This is a genomic window from Rhizobium sp. WW_1 (genome assembly GCF_003610155.1).
Taxonomy (GTDB): Bacteria; Pseudomonadota; Alphaproteobacteria; order Rhizobiales; family Rhizobiaceae; genus Rhizobium; species Rhizobium tropici_A.
The window spans coordinates 540,425-565,329 of the sequence record NZ_RAIN01000003.1 but is presented as its reverse complement, the minus strand read 5'-3'; the positions used below and the strand labels follow the sequence as shown (position 1 = coordinate 565,329).

Annotated in this window: 24 protein-coding genes; 11 read left to right on the top strand and 13 right to left on the bottom strand. The window is 57.2% G+C overall.

All coding sequences use genetic code 11. The annotated features are described in order from the left end of the window. Positions 1–134 precede the first annotated feature (134 nt). Genes BJ928_RS12955 through BJ928_RS12945 form a run of 3 tightly spaced genes read left to right on the top strand, consistent with a single transcriptional unit; the run spans position 135 to position 3,235 of the window. Positions 135–1,238, top strand: coding sequence for an SIR2 family protein (locus BJ928_RS12955; RefSeq protein ID WP_063769440.1), 1,104 nt, complete (start codon positions 135–137; stop codon positions 1,236–1,238). Beyond that, a complete protein-coding gene (locus BJ928_RS12950) occupies positions 1,238–3,022 on the top strand; it encodes an ATP-binding protein (protein ID WP_052227518.1) in 1,785 nt (594 codons plus the stop codon). Before BJ928_RS12955 ends, BJ928_RS12950 begins: the two co-directional genes overlap by 1 nt. Next, on the top strand, positions 3,023–3,235 hold the full coding sequence (locus tag BJ928_RS12945) for a KTSC domain-containing protein (RefSeq protein WP_047629467.1): 213 nt from the start codon (positions 3,023–3,025) through the stop codon (positions 3,233–3,235). A gap of 101 nt (positions 3,236–3,336) precedes the next feature. Here BJ928_RS12945 and BJ928_RS12940 read toward each other — a convergent pair whose 3' ends face one another. The 6 genes from BJ928_RS12940 to BJ928_RS12920 all read right to left on the bottom strand — a co-directional run bounded on the left by BJ928_RS12940 (position 3,337) and on the right by BJ928_RS12920 (position 11,549). Next, positions 3,337–6,642, bottom strand: a complete 3,306-nt coding sequence (locus BJ928_RS12940) for a type ISP restriction/modification enzyme (RefSeq protein ID WP_052227517.1) — start codon at positions 6,640–6,642, stop codon at positions 3,337–3,339. Between the two features lie 210 nt (positions 6,643–6,852). Next, positions 6,853–8,316 (bottom strand): hypothetical protein, encoded by a 1,464-nt coding sequence (locus BJ928_RS12935; RefSeq protein WP_147413904.1) that lies wholly within the window; start codon positions 8,314–8,316, stop codon positions 6,853–6,855. Further along, positions 8,282–9,331 carry a nucleoid-associated protein gene (locus BJ928_RS12930; protein ID WP_047629463.1) on the bottom strand — a complete coding sequence of 350 codons (1,050 nt, stop codon included), beginning with the start codon at positions 9,329–9,331 and terminating at the stop codon, positions 8,282–8,284. The genes BJ928_RS12935 and BJ928_RS12930 overlap by 35 nt, the downstream gene beginning before the upstream one ends. A 177-nt stretch (positions 9,332–9,508) precedes the next feature. Beyond that, positions 9,509–9,757, bottom strand: coding sequence for a hypothetical protein (locus tag BJ928_RS38535; RefSeq protein ID WP_147413903.1), 249 nt, complete (start codon positions 9,755–9,757; stop codon positions 9,509–9,511). A 472-nt stretch (positions 9,758–10,229) separates the two neighbouring features. Beyond that, complete coding sequence (locus BJ928_RS12925; protein WP_047629461.1) at positions 10,230–10,715, bottom strand: hypothetical protein; 486 nt, start codon at positions 10,713–10,715, stop codon at positions 10,230–10,232. A gap of 396 nt (positions 10,716–11,111) precedes the next feature. Further along, entirely contained in the window at positions 11,112–11,549 is a 438-nt protein-coding gene (locus tag BJ928_RS12920) for a YqaA family protein (protein WP_047629458.1), read from the bottom strand. A gap of 258 nt (positions 11,550–11,807) precedes the next feature. On the opposite strand from BJ928_RS12920, the gene BJ928_RS12915 reads away from it, so the two are divergent. Together BJ928_RS12915 and BJ928_RS12910 are read left to right on the top strand one after the other, a co-directional pair. Continuing rightward, positions 11,808–12,446 carry an alpha/beta fold hydrolase gene (locus BJ928_RS12915; RefSeq protein ID WP_047629456.1) on the top strand — a complete coding sequence of 213 codons (639 nt, stop codon included), beginning with the start codon at positions 11,808–11,810 and terminating at the stop codon, positions 12,444–12,446. Between the two features lie 398 nt (positions 12,447–12,844). Continuing rightward, positions 12,845–13,162 (top strand): hypothetical protein, encoded by a 318-nt coding sequence (locus BJ928_RS12910; protein ID WP_047629454.1) that lies wholly within the window; start codon positions 12,845–12,847, stop codon positions 13,160–13,162. Positions 13,163–13,606: 444 nt separating this feature from the next. Here the strand turns inward: BJ928_RS12910 and BJ928_RS12905 are convergent, their stop codons facing one another. After that, positions 13,607–13,918: a hypothetical protein gene (locus BJ928_RS12905; protein WP_047629451.1), complete on the bottom strand. Its 312-nt coding sequence runs from the start codon at positions 13,916–13,918 to the stop codon at positions 13,607–13,609. A 301-nt stretch (positions 13,919–14,219) separates the two neighbouring features. Further along, a complete protein-coding gene (locus BJ928_RS12900; protein WP_047629449.1) occupies positions 14,220–15,320 on the bottom strand; it encodes a porin in 1,101 nt (366 codons plus the stop codon). 368 nt (positions 15,321–15,688) lie between these two features. On the opposite strand from BJ928_RS12900, the gene BJ928_RS12895 reads away from it, so the two are divergent. Beyond that, entirely contained in the window at positions 15,689–16,150 is a 462-nt protein-coding gene (locus tag BJ928_RS12895) for a cupin domain-containing protein (RefSeq protein ID WP_047629447.1), read from the top strand. On the opposite strand, the gene BJ928_RS12890 is transcribed toward BJ928_RS12895, so the two are convergent. Together BJ928_RS12890 and BJ928_RS12885 are read right to left on the bottom strand one after the other, a co-directional pair. Continuing rightward, the gene (locus tag BJ928_RS12890) at positions 16,147–16,665 is read right to left on the bottom strand and encodes a GNAT family N-acetyltransferase (RefSeq protein WP_047629445.1); all 519 of its coding nucleotides are present in this window, start codon (positions 16,663–16,665) and stop codon (positions 16,147–16,149) included. The two genes, BJ928_RS12895 and BJ928_RS12890, sit on opposite strands and share 4 nt — an antisense overlap. A gap of 23 nt (positions 16,666–16,688) precedes the next feature. After that, entirely contained in the window at positions 16,689–17,684 is a 996-nt protein-coding gene (locus BJ928_RS12885; RefSeq protein WP_047629443.1) for a LysR family transcriptional regulator, read from the bottom strand. Positions 17,685–17,804: 120 nt separating this feature from the next. Here BJ928_RS12885 and BJ928_RS12880 point away from each other — a divergent pair, with 120 nt between their 5' ends. Further along, the gene (locus BJ928_RS12880; protein ID WP_047629441.1) at positions 17,805–19,205 is read left to right on the top strand and encodes an MFS transporter; all 1,401 of its coding nucleotides are present in this window, start codon (positions 17,805–17,807) and stop codon (positions 19,203–19,205) included. Positions 19,206–19,238: 33 nt separating this feature from the next. On the opposite strand, the gene BJ928_RS12875 is transcribed toward BJ928_RS12880, so the two are convergent. Together BJ928_RS12875 and BJ928_RS12870 are read right to left on the bottom strand one after the other, a co-directional pair. Beyond that, on the bottom strand, positions 19,239–20,510 hold the full coding sequence (locus BJ928_RS12875; RefSeq protein WP_047629570.1) for an RNA polymerase sigma factor: 1,272 nt from the start codon (positions 20,508–20,510) through the stop codon (positions 19,239–19,241). A 31-nt stretch (positions 20,511–20,541) separates the two neighbouring features. Next, positions 20,542–20,934, bottom strand: coding sequence for a YciI family protein (locus tag BJ928_RS12870; protein WP_047629568.1), 393 nt, complete (start codon positions 20,932–20,934; stop codon positions 20,542–20,544). On the opposite strand from BJ928_RS12870, the gene BJ928_RS38530 reads away from it, so the two are divergent. The 3 genes from BJ928_RS38530 (at position 20,924) to BJ928_RS12860 (ending at position 22,576) form a co-directional block, all read left to right on the top strand. Then, positions 20,924–21,103 (top strand): hypothetical protein, encoded by a 180-nt coding sequence (locus tag BJ928_RS38530; RefSeq protein WP_147413902.1) that lies wholly within the window; start codon positions 20,924–20,926, stop codon positions 21,101–21,103. The two genes, BJ928_RS12870 and BJ928_RS38530, sit on opposite strands and share 11 nt — an antisense overlap. Before the next feature lie 115 nt (positions 21,104–21,218). Continuing rightward, positions 21,219–21,596, top strand: coding sequence for a VOC family protein (locus tag BJ928_RS12865; RefSeq protein ID WP_047629439.1), 378 nt, complete (start codon positions 21,219–21,221; stop codon positions 21,594–21,596). Between the two features lie 272 nt (positions 21,597–21,868). Beyond that, positions 21,869–22,576: a phosphatase PAP2 family protein gene (locus BJ928_RS12860; protein WP_245432290.1), complete on the top strand. Its 708-nt coding sequence runs from the start codon at positions 21,869–21,871 to the stop codon at positions 22,574–22,576. Positions 22,577–22,588: 12 nt separating this feature from the next. Here BJ928_RS12860 and BJ928_RS12855 read toward each other — a convergent pair whose 3' ends face one another. Then, positions 22,589–22,975, bottom strand: coding sequence for a response regulator (locus BJ928_RS12855; protein WP_047629567.1), 387 nt, complete (start codon positions 22,973–22,975; stop codon positions 22,589–22,591). A 248-nt stretch (positions 22,976–23,223) separates the two neighbouring features. Here BJ928_RS12855 and BJ928_RS12850 point away from each other — a divergent pair, with 248 nt between their 5' ends. Next, a complete protein-coding gene (locus BJ928_RS12850) occupies positions 23,224–24,885 on the top strand; it encodes a phosphoethanolamine--lipid A transferase (protein ID WP_047629433.1) in 1,662 nt (553 codons plus the stop codon). The last annotated feature ends 20 nt before the right edge of the window (positions 24,886–24,905 follow it).

Here is a 24,905-nt window from a genome sequence, read left to right as displayed (position 1 = left end):
TCTCATCTTCGCTTCCTTTGATAGAGCTACGATGAGCCGAAAATCCTCTCTTCTCAATTAAACCAATTCTGTCTCAAGGGCGCTGATGTCGGACAAGAATCGGACTACTTCTGGGTGCTGGCGCTTCAGCAGGAATGAAGAAGGAAGACGGAACATACCCTCTGATTCCAGCGGTTGCCGGTTTAACGAAAATAGTCCTCGATAAACTCCATGCCGAATATGGGGTACAGATCGCAGAGTTGAAGAAGGAGCTTGCGCCTAAAGACGACATTGAGACGCTCTTGTCCAGAATTAGGTCGCTCGCGAAAGTGATAGGACCGGCTAAGATCCATGACTTGGATGGTCCGGGATATGCGCAGCTTGGTGAGCGCGTGTGCGAGGAAATCGGGAAGGTAGTGACGGTGACACTGCCTGCGACCGGATCGGCCTATGGCGACATTGTGACCTGGATAACGGGCGCCGGTCGTGATCATCCAATTGAGATCTTCACCACGAACTACGATCTGCTGCTCGAGGAAGCGCTGGAGCGTGTGCGTGCGCCGTACTTTGATGGCTTCACGGGTGGTCGTGAGCCTTTCTTTGACCCAGTCACGGTCTCCAACAACGACCTGCCTGCAAGATGGACGCGTCTCTGGAAACTGCACGGATCGCTGGGGTGGTGCTCTAACAGCAAGGACGAGGTGATCCGCTCCGGCAAGGACAACGCACGGCACCTTGTATTCCCTGAGCACCTCAAATACGAGCAGACACAAAAGGCACCTTACGCGGCGCTCCTTGACCGGTTGCGCGCCTTTCTCGCCACTCCGGACACGCTGCTTATCTCGATCGGATTCTCGTTCGCCGACGCTCATATCTCGGCGCGTATCGACGAGGGACTCGCCGCGAACCCGTCCGCTAGCGTGTTCGCATTCCAGTTCCAGAAGCTTGTTAACGAAATTTGTGCCACCGAGCTCGGTCGTCGGCTGCCTAACTTCAGCGTCTACGCGCGCGATGGGGCGCTGGTGAATGGTTCAGAAGGCCCGTGGCGTGTGCCTACAGAGCTTCCTTCAAAGGACTGGGGACCAATTCGGTCCTCGTATTGGTCTGAACCGTCTGGGGGCGGCCAGCACGAGTTCACGCTTGGGGCAATTGAGCCATTTGCTCGCTTCTTCTCTGCTTCACGCTCCACTCAGGTTTTTGTGACACCGGCCGCACCTGCAGCGGCGGCACCTACCACACCCACCTCTGCGGTGGCGTGATGAACGTACCGACCCTCCTTGGTCACGTCGGAGCTGTGGCTGGCGCAACCATCAACGTTCGACAGTTCGAAGGAACCGCGTCGGGCATCGCTATTATAGGCGGCCGCAGTTATCGCATCGGCCAAGTCGGCAGCTTCGTCCGTATCCCACAGGGCTATCACGACCTGTACGGGATCATCTCCGACGTGGGTGCTACGGCCACGCCTGAGACACTGGTTGACAGCGGGGCCAGAGGTGACCGCTGGATCAAGGTGCAACTCGTTGGCGAGGTCTTAGAAGCGACATTCGAGAGAGGGATCAGTCAGTATCCGGCGATCAACGATCAAGTGCATCTCGTCGTGGAGGAAGATCTTGCCCGCATCTACGGGACCGCTGACACGGGTCAGGTCACTATTGGCAGACTGTCGGGAGCCGAGAGCATCCCAGTCCGAGTCGATCTGGACAAGCTTGTGACACGCCACTCCGCCGTGTTGGGATCAACAGGTTCTGGCAAGTCGACGACGGTCACGAGCCTGCTGCGCTCCCTTTCGGTCGGGCAGGGTGACCACTCCAGCTTTCCAAACGCCAGGGTGCTGCTGATGGACATCCACGGCGAGTACGGTCGCGCGCTCGGAGAGGTCGCCAAAGTTTTCCGGGTGAATCCTCTCGAGAATGAGGAACGCCTCTACGTTCCTTATTGGGCACTCGATCTGGACGACCTGCTGACCTTCCTGCTCGGTAAAACCGAGGAGAAGGCGTTAACGGCGATACAGGACCGTATTCTCAGAGCGAAAACTGCAATCTTAGCCCAAGCGAACTATCCTGGTGTCGATGCCAACTCGCTGATCGCCAGTAGTCCTCTACCCTTCAGCCTGAAATCGCTTTGGTTCGATCTAATTGATCCCGAAATAAAGACATGGATAGAGAACACTCAGCAAACGTCGGCTCAAACTGTTCCGGGCGATGCTGAAACACTTACGGCACCTTCCTATCCGCTGCCTGGTCAAGGCAGCTCTTCACCGTTCGCTAACAAAACGAACGTCCTGTCGATTCGGCGACAGCTCGAACAACTTAGGTCGAAGCTACTGGATCGACAGTATGACTTCATGCTTCACCCTGGACCTTGGGAACCGAACTTGATCGGCGTTCCGCAGAACGACCTGCCACAATTGCTCGAAAGCTGGCTTGGGCACGATCGGCCGATCACCGTGCTGGATCTGTCCGGCGTGCCAAGCTCGATCCTAATGCGACTAATTGGAGGCATCCTCAACATTATTTACGAGGCCCTCTTCTGGAGCCGCGAAATGCCTGAGGGCGGGCGGGCGCGGCCTTTGCTCGTGGTTATGGAAGAGGCACATCGGTACCTGGGCCGGGACGACTCCAATCTCGCGCGCGATGCCGTCCAGCGCATTGTTAAGGAAGGCCGTAAGTTCGGCCTCGGTGCTATGATTGTGAGTCAGCGCCCATCCGAGATCGACGAGACTATTCTCTCTCAGTGTGGCACGTTCTTCTCACTTCGTCTCTCCAACTCCTCAGACCGCAGCAAGGTACAGGCTGCTTTGCCTGATAGTCTTAGCGGCATCGTAGACAGTTTACCTGTGCTTCGTACAGGCGAGGCAGTGATTACAGGCGAGGCTGCAAAGCTGCCTGTGCGATGTAGGATTACCCTTCCCGAAGAAGGCAAAAGGCCCGCCAGCGAGGATCCGCGTGTTGCTCACCAGTGGAGTAAGGAACGCGGCAACGAAAATTACGCAAATGTCACGGCCGCGTGGCGATCCCAAAACCCACGATGGACGGAGGATTGAATGGAACGGCACCTAGTAAGCTCGTCAAGTTTGGCATCAATCGGCTACGACCCCGGTTCAGAGACCCTTGAGGTGGAGTTCGCCGCCACCGGCAGGGTCTATGAATACTACAATGTCCCTCAGTTCATGTACGATCGGCTGCTGGAAGCCGCCTCTATCGGACAGTTCTTCAATGCGGAAATTCGAAACGCCTACTCCTGCAATCCGGTCTGATAAGCTGATCCTGCTTCGTGCAGTCGAACTAAGTGCATCTGTTCACGCCCGCAGGTCTGCCAAGCAAGCCTTTGCTCACCCGTAACACCTGTTTCGGACTACTACTGACGTCCACCTTTTGCCTTCCGATCAAACTGTTTCACTGCCTTGTGACGTGGGTCCGCCCGGCCGACCTTCTTCACCTTCGCAGCCTTTCGCTCTCGGGCGGCATCCCGGGATAGACCGAGCTGTTCGTATGTCTGGGCATCGGCGACGCAGGCACGATAATTTGCGTCAAGCGTTGGCCCCATTATCAGGATTGCGGCGATGCGGCGAACAATCTCGGAGACGTAGAGCGCTTCGTCCAGCTTCAGAGGTCGGCCAAGGACGGATTGTTCACGATAGCTGAGCCACTTCTTGATGACTTTATAGCCACCAAGTGAATAGTCCCATACCTTCTCGGGAATGTTCGCCCAGTAGGTTTCGTTGTTAAGATACACATCATAAGTCTTCCCACCGACCAGTTGAAGCAGCGCATTAAGTGTCATGCCTTGGTCAGCGGCTTCCTTATCCAGCGCGGCGCGTTCTTCTGGCGAGTAGTCACGAACTTTTGTCATTCCGCGACCAGGCATGACGATGGTGCCGCTCGCGCTGCTTTGCGCCGAGCCCCAACCGACGGTCAGCGCAAGATCGGCGGCCTCGATTAGCTTACCACAATGCTTCGCTGGCGTGCCTAAGGTCAGCAGGCAGGGCCGCATGGAGCCGCTCGATATGCCCGGTGCGGGTATGTCCGGATTGAGATAAAGGCTCAAGCGCTCTCCCAGTTCAGCGGACGCCTTGAGCAAATCGGCTTGGCCTGGAATTGGCACGCGAGGCCAATCCATCCGTAGGGCGCCTTCGTTTTCGGCGCGAAATTCTGGGGAGTGTAGGTTTGCGACTACATTATAGAAAACACTGTGTGGGGGTTGACCGCGATCCGCCATGAATTTCAATATTGGAGCAGAGGCGTTCGGAACTTCCTCTGAGCCGGATATCTTCAGATTCAGCGGAAAATTCGTTGAGCCCCGATCAAGCAGATCAAGGCACGCGATTGACTGGACGATCTGAGACGACTGCCAATCGCTACGCGATTTTTGCTGAGCCGATAACGCAACGTTCCCTCCCGCTGAGTGCAACCAATAGTCGGATCGCTTCTCATCTAGCAGCTTAGTTTCTGGCTCCCAATACAGCCAACGCACATCGAACGGGCGATAGGCGTAGCGGACAATGTTCTCCAATATCGCGCCACGCTTTAACAACTGCGAGCGTGTGATGATCGGATCGAACCTATCAGATTTCGTCATTACATGGGGGTATCGGGCGCGAAGCTCATCATTGGCGATTTCGGGATTGAAGTAGTCTACAATGCGTGCAGCGAGTGCGTCCCGGTCGATATCAACCAAGAATTCATCCCGGCTTGTCTTCACGCCAGGGAACGATGCGGGGAATAGATCCGGCAACGCTATCCAATCAAAATAACCCTCACCTACCACCACGTGAACAAATGGCAGTCCAAGCTCAAAAACCGGAGTGACCTTTCCGTAGATCGCTCCTGGCTCCACATCCGCGGTGTCGGCGAGGTGTTGGCGTTTATTCACGCCCCACAGATCACGATATTCCACGGTTTCATTGGCAATATGAGCCATTCTACGAACGAGGGTTGCAACCGCCGTTCCTTTGCGAATACCCTCCCGATTGTACTCGGTTGAAAAGATAGACGGATCGGGCAAGCCCTCAGGCGTTTGCTTGCCCGTTTCGCGGCTGTCACCGTTCAGGTTGTCGATACGAATGCAATCGAAAGCTTCTAAATAGCGCTCGCGCATCGCAGAATGCGACAGGCCATCTAACCATTCCGAATTTGTGATAAAGCAGACGACACCCTCACCGGCATCATCCCAAGTCACGTCTTCAGAGAACATGTCCTTCTTCGTCACGGTTCGCTTCTGCACGATGCGCCGCTCGGCCATTCGGAAGAACCGGATGTAGAGGTCATTGAGCCCTTGTCCCTCAGGCTTGCGCACCTTATTCGGTTGCTTGTAAGCGTTGGTTAGCGCACGTTCTTCTGAGCTAGGTGTGACGCCCGCAAAGCCATTGTACGGAGGGTTGCCGATGACCACAAGGATGGGCGCTTCCTGTTTCAGCTTGTCAGCGGCCTCACGTTCCTGCGCAAGTTCCGGAAAGGGCAGTGGCTTCGAGACATGGGGTTCCCAACCCGTCAGCGCATTGGTGAGATAAATCCCCGCGCGCTCCGTGGTCGTGTCTAACATTGCGCCCATGTCCTTCAATGCCAAGCCCAATTGCAGATGGGCGATCACAAAAGGAGCGGGCATGATCTCGAAGCCGAATACGCGCCTTAACGCAGCTTCCTTCAATTTCTGACCCTGCAGCGCGCCTAAGCCTTTCGATGAGAGCTGATCGTTGATGCGCCGGAAAAACTCGATGGTATCTACCCGGTTGAGCGTGTCGGCGGTCCAATCCAACACCTGGACAAGCCCGAGTGGTTGAAGGTGACGCGGGCTAGCAAGCTGCTGGAAAAGTTCTCGGATGAACGGTACAGTGAGATGCCAGATAGCGGTTCGCCAATCGAACTTAGGAGACGATCGCGGCGTCTCCCGTGCCCATAGTACCCATGCCGAGAACACACCATAGAAGAGCGTCTGTACAAGTGTGGAGCGGAAGAAATGATCGCCCTTGGCGGCTTCGAATCTAACGCCCAACGCTTCTTCCAGCGACGCACGAACGTTAGCGAGCGCGGGCAGATCTCCAGTTTCTTGCACGCGCTGTAAGGCGTCGCGGGCGTAGGAGGCGAGGAACCACGCCACATCCTTTGGTTCGCGCAACGCGACCGATTGAGTCAGAGCGCGCTTGAGGTATTCGCCGAACGCCCTGCCTAGATGTTCGGCTGATTTTCGGGGTGTGGCGACCATGTTCCAGAATGTTGCCGCATCTGGCGCAAGGCGAAAACCTTCGAGCTTCGTAGCTTTGCCGTCCGGTCCTTCTCCGATGATCAGGAAGTCGCGGATGTTCGAGACGATGACTAGGCGGTAAGCACCGAAATATTTGCTGATCTGATCGGTTGCAGCGGTAAGCCAAGTTTCATCGGCCACACCCTTCATTTCGATCACACCACGCTCTGGCATTTGGCCTTTGCGTGGCTCGCCCTTCTGAATCTGATTGGCTGCGAACAAACCGAAATCGGGATGTCCCGCGCCCGTGTTGCCGAGGTCGGATAGGCAAATGACTCTTGGTTTCAAATCCTGCCCAAGGGCGTTCAATAGCTCGGCCACTGCCGGATAGTAGGAACGTTCCTTCGTGCCAGAACCCAAGCGATGAACATCCCGCACCGCAGCAAAGTAATTCTCGACAATGGATATCAGCTTGTCAGTCACTCAAAACCCCGACTTTTTCGATCACATCCCAAACAGCTTTGGGGAATTATGCATGAAATCTACCGATCCCCCTCAAAATGAGACCCTGCAAATCTGAATAGTCTCGATAGGTAGACCTCCCATTAACTCAGTCGTGATCAATGTTTGGTCACGCACGATCTGAGCTACCGACGAGTTGCTCACAGTAAAGCCAGTTTCAAGAGATCGCTCCTAGCCGTTCAACATCTCACGGGGGAGTAGCGACGTAAGAAAACCCAATGACCAGTTGCAAAGCGTCAGTACGTGAGCCTTCACTGCGGGCAGCAAAGCACTAACCGAAATTATGTCAAGCTCCACGAGCGACGCGAGGACCAGCGCGAATACGACTAAGAAAACGACAACCGTGGTGAGCTTTCTGATGGTCTTGTATGCGTCCACTGCCCGAGCCAACGGTTCTTCAGCCAGAGCCTTATAGTCCGCCTCATCCAAGAAACCATAAAGTTTATTGCGCCAGACAGGCCGGTCAGTATTGATGACGGCAAGAAATCGAGCATTCGTGGCCAGCGAAAACCAGTATGATACGCCAATGTACAGCGCGACGATAATATAAACCATCGAGAACGCCGTGGCCGAAGCGGCAACTTTCGTCGCATCGAGGGCGAGCCTAACGGCCACCACGCCTATAGCAATCGATACGTCTTTCCAAACGCTGTTGGATAAATCCCTCGCCTGCTGCATTAGTTTTTGCACTTCGTCCGCGAGGGTTTTTCGCAGGTCCGCAAGCGACTTAAGAGTGTCTTTACTACCGGTACGAAGATGAGCCTTGTAAAGAAGCTTCGCCGATTCCAACGCTTGAGCCGCTTTCTTCGTCAGCCCCTCACAGAACGCCAATTGAGCTGGCCATTCACGAGCTAACTCGGTGGAAAGGAAGGTGTGGCGCACTTCTATGTCGGCCCCCTCCAAATATACCCATCTTGCCAACTCTTGAAGGGAATCATAATTTGTGGTGGCATCCTCAAATATGCCGAATTCCAAGTTCCTTGGCGGTTGACCCGCCAAAGTAACACGGGCGTTCTCTCCATCTTTATAGAGCTCATTCGGCAATGAGCGCGCAATCATCACCGCCATGACGGATTGCCATCGATGCCATGCTACTCCGGCATTAACCTCTGGCGCCTTGCAAATCCAAGGCTCGATGCTACGCGGCGCCATAAACTCCGGAGATTGGCAACGGACATATCTCCTTGGATTGATATCCGCCGTACGCGAACGGCTTTCAAGATCAATTGGATCATCAGTCCAATGAGTTATAGTGAAAGCAAGCGTTTCGAACGAAACATTGTCGAAAGCGAGGAATACCGAAACGGCAGAGCCTAGAAAGCCATCATTGTATAAGAGGCTCCGCCAGCCTTCTTCAGTGAAAAGATGCGGAGCACCGATCGACGAGGCAAAAGTTAGATTGATCCTCACCTCATCGTCTTGAACCGAGTTGGGGATGACGTGATCGCCAAATGAATCAATGCATGTCTTGCTCAGCCATGGCGCAGGCGCCTCCCATACTGCTTGCCACGCCGCAAGCGCCGCCGGAGACAGCTTTCCGGAGACATGCAGATTGCCAGGATCTTCGCTTATCAATACGCCGTCGCCGGAACGACTTGCCTCAACGGCTGCGTGAACCATTGTCGATAGCGACATCGTCTCTCCTAATGCCCGCTGTGACAATTACGATTTCTCTGCGGCCATCCTCCCTTTCTTTAATCTGCGGTCGTTTACCATCATCATAACGAATTTCAACGCCTTCCTGAGTTTCAATAAGCCGTCGTCTGGGTGTCTGAATCTTTTCAGGGTTTATTTCAAAGGTTTCCTCAGAAACGCCGTATGATTTCAATTTTCTACTGAAAGTTCGACGCAATTTTGAATTCTCAGGCATTTTCCCGAATACTGCGGTTAGCAAAGGCTCGCAATCATCCGGATCAAATGTGTGCCCACCTTGCCGCAGCACCTCATAAATCCGATTTACGCCGCTTTTGGCAACTTCCTCCGGCAGTAAGTCTTTATGCTCCTTGAATGTATCCTTTAACGCACTGACAAGCTTCTCACTAAGATCGTCGGGTGAATTCACACGCCGAGCCTGTAGAAAGCCCTCGAAATAGTCCGAAATGTGGGCTGCATTACTTCGATCTCGAACGGCAATTAGCCCGCCTTTTTGTCCATTCAGCCGTACAAGGGCTATCTTCTGCATCGCTTCAGCTTTCCGGACAAAGCTCTCTTGAAAGCGTTCAAGTTTTGGAACCTGTAGACCCTCGTTGTTGTTCAACATGTATCGAACAACGTCCTCGTTATCGTATTTAATAAGGGCAAAAATTGATTGATCAGCTCCGATCGACAGCTCGAAGACGAAAAAAACGCCGACACTCGTTGAATTTGAATGGCGACTTTGAAAGTCGGCCGCGAGTTCTCGCGTTATCTGCGCAAAATTTGCTGGATCAGCTACAATGCTTCGGATGGCGCGCTCAGTGCTAGAAAGGTCCCGAAATTCAAAAAGATTGCCACGAAGTGAAGACTTAACTCTTTCCAGAAAAAAATCAGTATGTTGAGGTGGCGATATTTCTTCAAGCAGGATTGGTTCATCAAGAGACTTGCCAACGACGTGGAATATCATTCTCTTAATGGAGAGAGTGCTTTGTTCGTGCTCTTCTAGAAATGCCATTTTTGCCCCGGTGCTTAGTTGCTGCACGAAACTAATTTCTGGCCGAATCAAATTTCGACTCACGAAGATTGTGCAGCTTCAGATCAAAGCTTCCATAAAGTTGCATTTCACGCAACAGGCCAAGCGCCCAAAGAACCCCATGCACAGTGTCTCGATGAGGTGATCAAGCCATCAGTACTATGGATTTTGATCGGGAATAGAACCAGGACGCAGCAACAGTAAGTCGAGTTCGTTCAAGCAGTCTGAGTAAAAGTCAATTGAAACGGGCTCAGCGAAGCCAAATGGAAAATAGTTCAATTCGCCGGCTCGGGCAGTCGCCATGCGGGCGTAGATTGGACGTTCGCAATCAACATGAATGTCCGCTAACACACCAAGGTGAAGTACCGTAGGATTGTTCAACGCCACGCCATGAACAATCGTGCCCATTGCAAGTTGTTCAACATGTCGCGCAAAGAAGGGAAACCATGAACCTTTCTCGAAAACGGTTAGGTGATTTCTTAGTTTCGGTCTGCCACTCGCGCTATAAGGAGAGTAAGGCGCTTTGCTAATCATACATGGGTGTTTTGGCCACGGTGGGCCGAAAGACTCAAAGTATGCACCTCCTCCAAGAGGGCCTGGCACGAAATAAACAGGCTTATGGCAGAGCGGACATTTGGCATTTGGTCCCTGACTAAGCCTAACGGAGGACGATTTCCGCCATGGTTTCCACATGAACACACTGGAGTTACGCCGCTTGCCACCTCGGAAGTTACATTGACAGCCGGGAGCATGGTTATGTCCGTTACACGTCATTCACCACGAGCCTTCTGAAAGGGCCAACGCCAGTATCTTGAAGGAAGAGCTTTTTTGAAATGCCGATTTTTGAGCCTGAAGCAAGCCCGTCCTGGATTCCGTAAGATTAGTCGTGAGCCTGATCAAACTTTCTACGCATGGCCTGTTCAATAGTGTCGTCGGAAGTGAGTGCGTACTCACGAAACTCATTAACAAGATTGCGAAATCCTTCGTTTTTTTCTGTGTTTACTACTGTTTTTGTCTGATGCTCCTCAAGCCATTGCTCGGCCTCCTTAAACGTTGCCTTTAAGGTGCTTTTCTTTATGCCTCGGCCCATGGCTAGCATTTTTGGTACCCCGGGGTAGTTTCCAAAGAGATCTCTGCCCGGCTGAATTGCGACGCGTGGTCCTTTGCGGTTGCCAACCTCGTTGGCGAGCTTGATCAGGGCGATATCGATTAGTTGGGAAGACAATCCGTCGATGAGTTCGCTGTTGGTCGCGCGAAGGGAGGCAATTGCATCAATATTGCTGACGCTCCCCTCTTGAGACTTTCCAATGGAGGTCATCACAGCTTCAAGAGCATTGCGAAGATCTGTAAGCTTTGGATTCAGCATATTGGCACCTCCAAATGCACAATAGTACAGTCACAATATTTGCGGGAAAATGATTCTCACTACACGCCCCGAACTATCCACAACTTTCAGGGAAACCGCGTTGTCTCGGCGTGATGAGTTTCGTTAGCGCAGAGGGACATGGTAGCTGTGCGTTCAATTTTCGGCCCGTTTTGCTCTCGGTGCTAAGCCAATCTGGTGGTTCGGATGACGCATAGGATGTAGCGCAGTTGCAGCGCAGTCAGCAGTGCGACTTAATTAAAACAAGGCACTATAACGCTTGTCTCCCAATTCCGATTCCAAAGGTCACAGGTTCGAATCCTGTCGGGTGCGCCAACCTTTTCATTACCCATACCAAATCCATAGGGAACGGTTGACCAATCCGCGCGGGCTGAGGCCTCAGGCAACGTTCACGGTTACCACGGCCAAAGCGACATAGCGCCCAACCTTGGCAATCGTCACCAGCAGCAGGAAGGTCGGCAACGGCTCGCGCAGGATGCCGGCGACGACCGTTATCGGGTCGCCGACAATTGGCAGCCAGCTTCCGAGCAGCGACCATTTCCCATACTTCCGATACCAAGACTGAGCCCGCTCGAGCGCATGATCGCCGACAGGAAACCAGCTTCGCTTGCGAAACCGTTCGATCCCCCTCCCCAGCACCCAATTGACAACGGACCCCAGGATATTGCCGGCGCTGGCGATGACAACAAGCCAAAGCACGGAATATCTCCCGGTCAGAAGGAGCCCCGCGAGAGCCGCCTCGGATTGCATCGGAAGGATCGTTGCGGCACCGAAGGCCGCCATGAACAATCCGAAATAGGCAAAGAGATCAGTCATGCCGTCAGAAATGTTTCGCAATGGATGTGTTTTGGCATGATGCTGTATCCCCTTCGAAGGGATGACTGTCAATGCCGGCCCGTTGGCGCACCTGACGGGTGGAAAAGGGAGCATCGGCCCGGATCTCGGGCGGATTCAATGATGATGCCACTCAGGCTTCGCTATCCGGAACGGACGCTCTTGCTGACAGCCAAGACTATTGGTGGCCTCCTCCCTCCTCTTTCATGCTATCTGTGCCGCGAACCAGGAGAATTTGGAATGCCTCACGATTTCCTCATCACCGGCCGCGAAGACGCCGGGATCACCATCGTCCTCGCTCATGGGGCCGGCGGCGCGATGGACACGACCTGGATGGAAACCATATCTGAGGCACTTGCCGGGAAAGGCCTGCGGGTCGTCCGGTTCGAGTTCGATTATATGTCGACACGGCGGGTCTCCGGGAAACGCGCGCCGCCGCCTCGCACGGAGCTCCTCAATCAGGAGTTCGAAGCCGTGATCGATGAGCTCGGCCTGCAAGGAACGGTCGTGATCGCGGGGAAATCCATGGGCGGCCGCGTGGCGAGCATGATCGCGGACAATCTCCGCGATAGGGGAAAGATCTCCGGGCTGCTATGTCTCGGATACCCGTTCCATCCGATCGGAAGACCGGAAAGCCTGCGGACGGCGCATCTTGAGGAGATGAAGACGCCCACCCTGATCTGTCAGGGGACACGCGATCTATTCGGATCGCGGGAGGAAGTTTCCTCTTACAAGCTCTCCGAAATGATTGAAATTCTCTGGCTGGAAGACGGAGATCATGACTTCCGCCCACGAAAGGCCGTCTCCGGCCTGACGCTTGCCGCACATGTCGCGACCGTTGCCGAAAGCGTGGCTCGATGGACGGCCGCCTTGCGATAGATAGCACGATTGCCCGATCTACATTTATCAAATCCGCAGTTGAGGGAAACTGGTCCGCACCGATCACACCAGATGGCTTTCATCGCAGGATTTCCATAGGCCCAAAATGGGCCTTAGCACGACACCCTTCGGATAGACGCCGCTCCTGAAAGGAGGTCGACTGTAGAGTGCAGTCGCAAGCCGATTTACAGGTTCCAAGTGTGTTTCTATGCCGGAGCGGAACGATGAGCCCGAAAGACAAGGAATTTGCCGGTATTGCCGAATGGCGGTAAATGCGAGCCACTTCACCTTACCAAGGTTTAACCGGATGGATGCCTTGCGGTAATCCTGGGCGGGCTATTGTCTGATCGTACTGAACGGCCGAGAGGCTGTGATCGATAGAAATAAGGATCAGGACTATGTGGACCACCATGCGCAAGCTTGTCGTCACCGGTCTGGTCGCCTTGACAATTGCAGGCACGACAATTGCCACCGCTTCCCAGGCCGAAGCTCACAACAATTTTGGCCGCGGCCTTGCCGCCGGCATCGCAGGAGCCGTGATCGGCGGCGCTTTGATCGCTGGCGCGACCGCTCCCCCGGCCTATGCCGCCCCCATGTATGCAGGCCCCGCCTACGAACCCGGCTACCTGCCGCCTCCGCCCTATTATCCTCATTGCCATGTGGTCTGGCGCCAGAACGCATGGGGCGATATGTATCGCACCCGCGTCTGCGACTGACCGGCTCGCGGCGGCAGCCTGATTTCGGATTGAAGCCGATTGGATGCATCGGCGGAACATGGCGGGCCGATCCCCGGCTCGCCTTTTCCCGCTTCGCATTCAGCAACGGAAAACGCGGACTTTAGCGATGCGCCGGAGATTGCCGCTCGCCGGCAATGGAACCGTTGCGGCGGCAGCTATGTGCCGCTCTTGTACCAATCGGCCCCTTGAAACAACGTAAGCTTGTTGCAAGGCGCGACGCGTGCATTCTTCGACATGGCACGCGACCCCCGATTGGGCAGCGCTGGATTAATACAATGCTTCGCTTGCGAACGATAGCATTCAAGAAGCAGCAGGAACTCGTTGCACGCCTCTCGCACTGAGGTCCATCAAATTACCGGCATGACGGGAATTCTCCCGCCGCGCCGGTAATGCATTTCAAAAAATAAGCCGTTCAGCGTCGGCTTAGTGGTTCTTGTTCGGACCTTTGCCGGTGCCGAAGCTGCAGGTCTTGATCTTGCACTTCGGGTCGTCGCTCGTCGGAACCGTGGCGCTCGTCATCGTGCCTTGACCAAGGCAGGACATCGAGTTCGAAACCGTCCGGTTGAACAGCGTCACGTTCCCGCTATGCGACGGGTACCGCAGCACGATTGAACCTTCCTGCGCCATCTTCTCATGCACGGTTGCGCAGGTCAGCGATTGCGAATTGTAGGCCGAAATAGCCATTGCGTTCGTGGATGTCAGTACGATTGCCGCGAGTATGATGATCGTCTTCATGGAGCTTCCTTTGGTGGCAGCAAGCGGCGCTGGAGAGGATGAAATATTCCTTCACTAGCGTCACATTTTCGAAAGTAAGCCGACTTCCCTTTGTCAGCTGCGTGGATCACGACCGTAAACGATCGATCGGCAAGCGCGCGGTCCGGATAGGAGCGGGCTTAAGGCCGTCTCGTGCCCGCATTATATCCGCCAACGGATGCAAGCCGAGTAGAGTTCTCAATCGCCTCGGAGTGAGACAACGAAGCCCGATGCGAATACCGGGCCTCATTTCAGATGCAGGTCAAATCAGACCAACCGGACCTTAGAAAGTCCGTTCGAAGCGCAGGATACCCGAGAAGGTATCGTCGCCCGGCAGATCGTAATGAACGTAGGTCAGTTCCGGCTCGATCAGCAGGTTCTTGACCGGATTGAACTTGACGTTCGTGGTCGCCTCGAAGATCTTCGAGTCGGTGTAGGCGAGCTGCAGGTTCCACTTCAGCTTTTCGTTGATCGGAACGCCAACGCCGCCCCATACTGCCCAGTCGCCCCAGCCGCACTTCGCACCGTGAACGACACCATCGGAGGTCGTGCAGGCGGAAACGTTCTGGTTCGAGCCGGCATATTGGTTCAGTTTGTCGCCATCGGTGTTCCAGCCGCCCATCAAGAAGGCCGTGAGGAAGCCGAAGTCAGCGTCGATACGAGCCTTGATGGCGCCTTCTTCGACGATCGAGTCGTAGCCGCCAACAACCTTGAAGCCGAACATACCGGCCTTGTAGCCGAGACCAGCGACAACGTTCGGAGCGTAGTGATCGGCCTTCGAAAGCTGCCAGCTGCCGCCGTAGGCACTGGTCGTCGTGCCGGAGTTGCTGTCTTCGAGCGAGATGACTCCCGTGAAGCCAGTGCCGCTGTCGTAGTTGTAGGTCAGCTGGTTCAATTCATACGGACCGTCATAGATGACGTCGTCCTGGATTACGTCGCCGGCGTAGCCAACAAACTGGTTATACTGAGAGTCCGTCTTACCGACGGTAAAGCCTGCGAGGTTGATATAAGCCCACAGCAGGTTGGTGCCCGTCGAACCGCCGTCGTTCCAGTCCCAACGAATGATGGTTTCAGTCTTCAGCGGACCATATTCGGTGTCGGTTGCGGTGTTGAGGTTCAGTTCAGCGCGGGTGTGCCACTTGGTGCCGATCTGGCTTTCACGATTGTAAGGGTCTTCCCACTGACCTTCCGTGCGGACCTTGCCGCCAACCCGCAAGCAGGTCTCCGTGCCGGGGATGAAGAAGTAGCCAGCGCCGAATGCGTCGCAGATGCGGACATATTCCAGCGGCTCCGGCTCGGCAGCGACGATCGCGTCAGCTGCGTGCGCGCCGGATACGGCGCAGAGTGCAGCCGCGGAGCCGATAAGCAAGCTCTTGATGTTCATGGTAACTCCATTCTTCAAATGAACTTGCGCGACAGACGAACCTGGGGGGCCGTTCGCCGTCAAGTTTCAGTGGCTAGCCCGAAGCACAACGCTTCGCTTCCGGCCGCAAGTTGCATTTGCGACATCGCTTTTACAAGGACCGAAACACGACGGAAACATATGTGACAGCATGTACATATGCTGTGTTGCTCAAACGACGCATATGTGTACGAATGATGACAGTTACATGACAAAAGATGTGGAATAGCAATCGTTTATCGTGCGCTCCACGATGGAATACGTTGCTGGACTGGCTGAGATGAATCCTGATAGATTTGCGCAAACGCAGACATCATATCCACCCATGGCAATTCGCAGGCAGGGTCATCATGCCGAAGATCGATGTTGCAGCCGTGCCGGAAATCAAAGGTACGCGTTACCCAAGCCCCTTCAACGACCCCTGTGCCGAGCGCATCCGTCAGCGGCTGGGCAATGCAGGCGGCCTCACCGATTTCGGCGTCAACCTCATGCGGCTGCCGCCGGGCAACTGGTCGAGCCAGCGGCACTGGCACTCGGAGGAGGACGAATTCATCTATGTGCTGGAGGGCGAGCTTACGCTGATCGAGGATGACGGCGAGACGGTGCTGCGCGCCGGCGACTGTGCCGCCTTTCCGAAGGGCTCAGGCAATGGCCATCACATGATCAATAAGTCCAATACCACCGCGATCTATCTCGAGGCAGGCACCCGTTCGCCGACGGACCTCATCACCTGCTCTGACATCGACATGATGAGTTCGAGCACGGACGGACGCTTCGTGCACAAGGACGGCATGCCCTACCTCGACGGCTAAGCCGGCTCGTCGACGCCCGTCGCGACCATCCGGAAGGATAGGAGATGCGTCGGCGCTCCGTGCAGCATGATTTCACGCTCAAAACGGAAGCCGCATTTTTCCAGCACGCGCCGCGAGGCGGCATTAACGGGACGCACAAGCCCGACGACACGTTCGGCGCGGAGATCGCGGCAGGCGAAGGCCAGAGCCTCCGTCACCAGTTCGGTCGCATAGCCGCTTCCCCAGTGATCGGGGTGCAGATGATAGGAAAGATTGAGCCCCTCGAATTCCGTCGAGACGGTAACGCCGCCAAACCCGATCAGCCGGCCTTCGGTTTCAACCGCCCAACGCCCGAACCCGTGCAAGCGCCAGTGCGCCCGATCACGCGCGAGCCGTCGGACACTTTCAGCCGGAGAATCCGGCGTCGGGTCGGGCCGATGGGCGACAAGTTCCGGCAGCGCAAAGAGCGCCGTCACGAAATCCAGGTCCCGCTCCTCCGGCATGCGCAGGACCAGACGCTGGGTTTGCCGGATCATCGCGATCACCCTTTCGCAAGAGATCAGACGGCCTCAGCCAGAGGCAGCCGGTCGTAACAGCAGGCATCGGTCGATACGCCCATGTTGCAGCCGCTCGCCTCGAGCGCCTCCTTCACCACCTCGACAAACACACGACGGAACCACACCGAACGGCTGTCGGCCTGATCGACGCGTCGATAGAGCATCGTCACCGGATCGGCCGGCAGTTCGAACGGCGGCTCGGACACCGTCAGTTCGTGCAGCTGCGCCATGCAGCGAGCGATGGCTTCCGGAACCGTCGCAATGGCCGGAATAGCCTGCAGCGTCGTCGGCAAGGCGGAAAAGCGAGGAACCGTCGCCACCACCTGACGACGGTAACCGAGGCGTGCAAGAGCGACGTCGACGCCACTGGATGTGGCGCCTTCGAGCGAGACGGTCACATGCGGCGCACTTGCGAACTGCTTCAGGCTCAATGGCGCGGCACATTTCAAATGTCGCGCATCGTAGATGCACAAGGAGGCCTGCTCGAAAAGCGGCGCGCGAACATGCCAAGAGGCTGGGTCGTCATGCACCGAAATGCTGAAGTCGAAGGCGCCCTCGTCCAGCAAGCGCACGGCGTCGCGCCGATCGAACGCCACGCTGGTCAGCCGGGCGCCAGGTGCTTGCTGCCGCAACCGCGCCGCCAACAGCCCGAAGAAAGATGATTCGAGATTGTCGCAAAGCCCGATGCGGAACTCGCCCTGCCAACTCCCCGGATCGAAAGCGGCGGGCGGGCGAATGGCGCGTTCGATGCCGGATAGCGCATCCTCGATCGCCGGCGCGATCGACAGCGCCCGCGGCGTCGGCTGCAGGCCGCGGCCGACGCGCACGAACAATTCGTCATCCAGCGTCTCGCGCAACCGGCGAAGAGCAGCGGAAAGACCCGGCTGGCCAAGCAGCAGACGCTCGGCCGCGCGGCTCACATTCCGCTCCTGCATCAGCACGGAGAAGGCGAGCAGCAGATTGAGATCGATTTTTCGAAGTGTCGCATCATTCATCATCGCCAGTAATACCTGACATGGTTACTATCAATTTGCAATAGGGTTTGAAGATGTACATTTTCTCGTTCCCTGCCGTTTTCATCCTCCCAAGACGCGGCAGCATAGAAAGGAACGATCCCGATGACTTCTTCCCAAACCCGAAGCGGGGCGGGATTGGCGTTGCTGCTGCTCTGCGCCGCCAATTTCCTCGACGCCATGGATGTCTCCACCATCGGCGTGGCCCTGCCCGCAATTCAGAAAGAGCTGGGCATGCAGGCGACGTCCCTGCAATGGGCAGTCAGTGCCTATGTACTCGGCTATGGCGGCTTCCTGCTGCTCGGCGGCCGCGTCGCCGATCTCTTCGGCCACCGTCGCGTCTTCCTCTGGTCGCTCGCCGTCTTTGCCCTCGCCAGCATTGCCGGCGGTTTCGTCGACAGCGCCCCGACGCTCATCGCCGCGCGCTTGATCAAGGGCATTGCCGCCGCCTTCACCGCGCCGGCCGCCCTCGCCTTGCTGCTCTCCGTCTTCGGTGAAGGCAACGCCCGCGCCAAGGCGCTCGGCGTCTTCTCCTCCACCGGCGCCGCGGGCTTCGTGCTCGGCATGGTGCTGGGTGGAGCAGCGACCCTCATCAGCTGGCGCGCGACCCTTGTCATGGGCGCTCCCGTTGCCATCCTCGCGCTGATCGTCGCCCCGCTCGTCCTGCCGGCCGATCACAAGAGAAGCGGCCCGCGTGCCCGTTTCGACTGGGCCGGCGCCCTGACCATCACTCCCGGCCTGCTGCTCTTCGTCTTCGGCGTCACCAATGCCGCCGCCGACGGCTGGCAGGCCTTCGCGACCTGGGGCTCGCTCCTTGCCGCGCTGATCCTGATCGTGCTGTTCCTGATTGTGGAATCGCGCCATCGTGATCCGATGGTGCCGCTTGCCATGTTCCGCCGCACCAAGCTCAGCCACGCCAATGCCATCGCCGCGCTATACCAGGGTGCCTATGTCGGCTTCCAGTTCATCGCGACGCTTTATTACCAGACCGTCGTCGGCTGGTCAGCCTTTGCGACCGGCTTCGCCTTCGCCATCGGCGGCACCTGCGTCATGTTCCTGGCCCCACGCTTCGCCACGATAGGCCAGAACCGGGGCACCACCCTGCTCATGACCTTCGGCGTGGGATTGCAGGCCATTAGCTATCTCTTCTGGGTACTGTCGGCCGGACACATCGATACGATGGTGCTGGTCGCCATCTCGCAGATCCTGCTCGGCGTCGGCTATGCCATGACCTATCCCTCGATCCAGGTCGCGGCGCTCTCGGAAGTCAGCGATGACGAATCCGGCCTGGCGTCGGGTATGCTATTTGCCTCCTTCCAAATCGGCGGCGGCATCATCCTGGCGGCAGCATCGGCGGTCTTCAGCGCGGCTCCAAGCTTCGGCTGGAATCCTTACATCGCAGGCATCGGCTTCGTGACGATCCTTGCCGTCGCCATCACGCTGCTTGCCGCTGTCGGACCGCGCTCATCCACTGCGAGAGCCGCGAACTACCAGGCTGCGGAATAGCTCAACGCAAGATGACCCGCCGCGAAAGGCGGGTCATTCCTTCTCCGTACCGGCCGCCTCGGCGGCGCGGCGCAATAGGAAATCACGCTCCCTCTGATTCTCGGCGAGCGCGGCAGCCGCTTCAAAGGCGCGCCGCGCGTCTGCATGCCGGCCGAGCTTGTGGAGGAGATCGCCGCGGACGCTCGGCAGAAGATGGTAGTACTTCAGCGCAGGCTCATCATGCAGACGCTCGACGATTGCCAATGCCGCTTCGGGCCCCTCCGCCATGCCGACCGCGACCGCGCGATTGAGTTCGACGACCGGAGACGGAATGAGATCGGCAAGCTCGGCGTAGAGATCCGCGATCCCTCGCCAATCGGTTTCAGCTGCCGTATCTGCCCTCGCATGACAGGCAATGATCGCGGCCTGCAAGGCATAGACCCCGCCAGCACCGTCAAGCTCTTGCACGCGCTTCAGGGCCTGCAGCCCGCGCTGAATCTGCAGCCGGTCCCAGCGCGCGCGATCCTGTTCGAGCAGAAGGACGGGATTGCCATCGGCGTCTGTCCGTGCCGCAGCACGCGACGCATTCAGTTCCATCAGGGCCAGCAGCGCATGCGCCTCCGGCTCCATCGGCGCCACGGATATCAACACGCGGCCCAGCCGCAGCGCCTCTTGACACAATTGCAGTCGCATCCAGTTTTCGCCGCGCGCCGCCGTATAACCCTCGTTGAAGATCAGGTAGATCACCTCCAGAACCGAGGCCAGCCGTTGTGACAGCTCCTCGCCGTGCGGCGTCTCATAGGTGAGCCCCGATTCCGACAATGTCTTCTTGGCGCGGACGATGCGCTGAGCGATCGTCGCCTCCGACACCAGAAACGCCCTGGCGATCTCTTCCGTCGTCAGGCCGCAGATCATCCGCAAGGCCAGCGCTACGCGCGCCTCGCGCGAAATCAGCGGATGACAGGCCGTGAAGACCAGGCGCAACATTTCGTCGCCGATATCGTCATCGAGAGGGGTGTCGAGATCAGGCATGATCTGCTCGTCCTCCTCCATCTCGCGAACGATCATCTCGTGTTTGTGGTCAAGCATCCGGCGGCGGCGCAGGTAATCGAGCGCCCGACGTTTAGCCGTTGTCATCAGCCACGCGCCGGGGCGCTCGGGGATGCCCGTTTCCGGCCATCGCTCCAACGCCGCAATCAATGCTTCCTGAGTGAGATCCTCGGCCAGCGGCACATCGCGCAACAATCGCGCCAGGCTGGTGATCAGCCGCGGCTGCTCGACCCGCCAGACGGCAAGGATCGCCCGATGGGTGCCGGCGACCGTCAAGGTCGCCTGCCCCGATGAGGGATCGAAGGCATCATGCCCTGGCTTCGGCGAGCGGATCGCATACGCCCTCGGCATTCGGATCGAAATAGGGACGCACCTCGCACGTTCCTTCCCAGCCTGGCATGAGATCCTTGTGTAGCTGCATGAATTCGACCGCCAGCGCCACGGCCTCTTCCTTGCTCTGCAGCTCGAAGATCGCATAGCCGCCGACGACCTCCTTGGCCTCCACGAAGGGGCCGTCGATAACGCTCAGCTTGCGATCCTTGATCGTAACGCGGGCGCCGGTCTCAAGCGGCATCAGCCCCGCCGTATCGATCATGCGACCGGCCTTGATTTCCCGATCGGCAAGCTTGTGAATGGCCTCCATCAGCGCCGGCGACGGCTGCATGAAATCCTTGGCCATGACGATAGACATGAAACGCATGGAAAAATCCTCCGGAAGCGAGACGTCGGCACCATTGCCGCTCAACAAGCCCGCTCATATCGACGACGAAGCAGACCTCGGGAAATCGACAGCCCGCCCGAAAAAATCCGCGCCGCAGCCGAAAAGCCCAAACCGCACGACCCCGCAAGTCATTTTATCCCTTTGTTGACTTCGTATAACCATTGCAAGATGGTGAGGCGAAATCGGACTTCCGGAAGCCGCCGCCTCCCCAGGGGTACGGCCTCCAGCAAGCTCCGGCGGCAACATGGCGGGAGCTTGTTTTCATGTTCGACCATATTTCGATCGGCGTCAAAGACCTGACGCGGGCGCAGACGTTCTATGATGCAGCCCTCTCGCCCCTCGGCTACGAGCGGGTGACCAATTTCGACGGCACGGTCGGATATGGCGCGGAGCGGGCCCAGTTCTGGGTCAGCGAGGTGGAACACCCGGTCCCCGCCGATCGTGGCTCCGGTCTGCATTTCTGTTTCGTGGCGCCGAGCCAGGCCGCCGTTGACGCCTTCTACGCCGCAGGCATCGCCAACGGCGGCGAAGATAACGGCAAGCCGGGCATTCGACCCGACTACAGCCAGTTCTATTATGCCGCCTTCGTCATCGATCCCGACGGCTACCGGCTGGAAGCCTATTTCAAGACCGGCGAATAGACCTCTGCTCGAGATAAAGTAAGAGTCCTCTGAACCCGCAGAAATTGTTTCGGCGGGACGGCTGACCCTGATCGATTTTAGCAATCCTCTGATCTTTAAGGCTATTGTCAGGCTTCTGTCCTAATGGACGCCCGATGGTGGCCGTCCTGACGTCTGCACAACGCGGACGGGCACTCGTTTTGAACCTGTTCAAACGGTGGCCAGCGCTTCGCATGTACGACAACTCCGTTGCTTTCACAAAAAGGACCGCGCCTGTCAGCAGATCCTTCTTTGTGTTTCTTGCGTTGTTTGCGCTTTGGTGGGTGCTGCTGTTTGTCTTCTATCGCTTCCCCGACATCGATCTCGCCGTCGCCAAGAGCGTCTTCACGACAGCGCCCTGCACGTCGGCCGCTCCGCTTGGCGACATCTGCGGCACCTTTGCCCTCGCCAAGAATCGTCCTTTTGAGATCGTGCGGGACGTTACGCTCGCCTTGCCCTACATCGCCATCGTCGTCCTGATCGCGACCTTGGTTTCGTCCTGGCGTAAATACGGCGCGCGCTGGCGGACGCTGCAAACCGATCGCTACATCGCCGCACTGATATCGCTCGCCATCGGCTGCGGTCTCATCGTGAACACGCTGCTGAAGAGCTATGGCGGCAGGCCGAGGCCGCGCGCCACCGATCTCTTCGGCGGTTCGCTGGATTTCGTCCAGGCTGGCTCGTTTGCCGGCCGGTGTCTTGGAAACTGCTCCTTCGTCTCCGGCGAAGCATCGTCCGGCGGCTGGCTGCTTTGCCTCGTCGTGCTGCTGCCGCCGCGCCTGCGCTTCCCGCTCGGCATCCCCCTTGCGATCATCTCGATCACGATGCCGGTCTTGCGCGTGATGACCGGAGCCCATTATCTGTCTGATGCGGTCCTCGGCTGGCTATTATCTCTGGTGGTCTTTGCCGCGGCTATTGCGGTGATCGATCTCCTGCGATCGGGAACGCCAGCTCGATCCTGAAGCCTGTCCAGCTCAGCCGGCATTGCGCATACGGATCAAACGGCTGCGCCTCGCAGCCTTGCGTACTCGAACCGCCATCTCGCTCAACGCAAAAGGCTTCACCAGATAATCGATGGCGCCGATGTTCATGGCCCTCATCTGGTCCGACAGCTGATCATAAGCCGACATAACGATGACCGGCGTAGTATCCCCGCGCGCTTCCATGAGCTTGAGCAGGTCGAGACCGCTGCCGTCGGGCAATCGAAGATCGAGAAGCAGCACGTCGTGAGCTCCGGCTGCAACCGCGCGCTTGGCGGATTCCAAGTCCATGGACCACTCGACCGACCAGCCGTCCGCGCTCAGGTGGTCCTGCACGGCATTGCCTATAAGTATATTATCTTCGACCAGTAGAAGTCGCACGATTGCATCCCCAGTTGCAATCACACAGCTATGATGCCTATTTCTGACGGCGACCTGAACCTTGGATGTGAAGCTGGGAAAAAGGAAGGATAATCGGAATCCGGACCGAAATAGCCCTGCGCAAGGACTCGTCGTTCAGGTAAATGTCAGGATTGGTAACCATGGTGGCCGGCTTTAGCAGCGGGAACACACGCTGCAGTAGTGGGTTGCGGACACGCCGCCTATAGCCCACACCTCGGAGATGACTATTGACCAATGAAAAAAAAGAATCTGGCCGACAGAGTTTCAGGCCAGCCATCGGTAGTGTCACGCTTTGTTTCATAGCCGCCCTTTATGTACTTCTTGTGACAAATCGGATGTTTTGGACTAAGGCCTACGGCTATCTCATCGCCGAGCCTGCCGCCTTCATCGCCTTCGTGGCCGGCATTTCAGCCGGTGTGATGGCGCTTTTCACTCTCTTCTCCGCGAAATACGTCACGAAGCCGGTACTGATCTTCTTCATACTGGTGGCATCCGTATCGTCCTGGTTCAACGACCAGTTCGGCGTCATCATCGACAGGGAGATGATCCGCAATGCAGCGGTTTCCACCGGTGCGGAAAGCGGCCATCTGATCACGGCGCGCTTCGTCACCTATGTCCTGCTGACTGGCGTCTTGCCGTCGCTTCTCCTCGCATGGGTCCGGATCGTTCACCGCCCGATCCTGAAGAAGCTCGCCTACAATACCGCCGTTATCCTTGCCTGTGTCGCCATCTTCGTTGCCGCCGGCACCAGCTTTTACAAGACCTATGCCGGTGTCGGCCGTGCGCATCGCGACCTGGTGAGCACACTTAATCCGGTAATCCCGATCGCCAGCGCCGTTCGCTATGCGATCGACACCCAACGGGACGCCAACGTCGTCGCGCAGCCTTTGGGAACGGATGCCCGCAGGGTCGGCGCGGTCGACAACGGCAAGCCGCGCGTAACGATCATCGTTGCCGGAGAGACGGCCCGCGCGCAGAACTTCTCGCTCGGCGGCTACGCCAAGATGACCAACCCGGAACTGGCGAAGCGCAATGTCGTCTATTTCCCGAATACGAGCAGCTGCGGAACGGCGACCGCGACCTCCATCCCATGCCTGTTTTCGGTCTACACACGCGGACAGTACACCCACCGCAAAGGGCTTCAGACGGAAAACCTGCTCGACGTGCTGACCCATGCGAAGGTCGATGTCACCTGGCTCGACAACGACACCGGCAGCTACGGCGTCACCGATCGTGTCTCCTACACCTATCTGCCACCGTCCGCCGACCCGCGCTTCTGCAAGGATGGCGAATGCAAGGACGAGATCCTCGTCGACAAGGTCGACGGCTGGCTCGACAAGGTGAAAGGCGACAGCGTGCTGGTGCTGCACCAGCTCGGCAGCCATGGGCCTGCCTACTATCAGCGCTATCCGGAGGAGTTCCGCCGGTTCAGGCCGGATTGCCGCTCCAACGACTTCAGCTCCTGCTCGCAGGAGGAGATCGTCAATGCCTACGACAATACGATCCTTTATACGGATCACATTGTCTCGATGGTCATCGACAAGTTGAAGCAGCGTTCGAACACAGTGTCCGGCGCCGTACTCTATTTCTCCGATCACGGCGAGTCGCTCGGCGAGAACGGCATCTATCTGCACGGCACACCCTATATCATCGCCCCGTCGCAGCAGACGCATGTGCCGATGCTGGTATGGATGGCCGATGATCTCGCCAAGGCTGCCGGTTTCGACATGGCGTGCCTCGCCAAGCGTGCCGCCGATGGCACCTATTCCCACGACAACATCTTCCACAGCGTTCTCGGCATGATGGACGTAGCAACGAAAGTCTACGATCCCGCGCTGGACGTGTTCGCCGCCTGCCGCACGCCGTCGAACACACTGGCGCAGAACTGATCGGCCCTGTACGATATCCG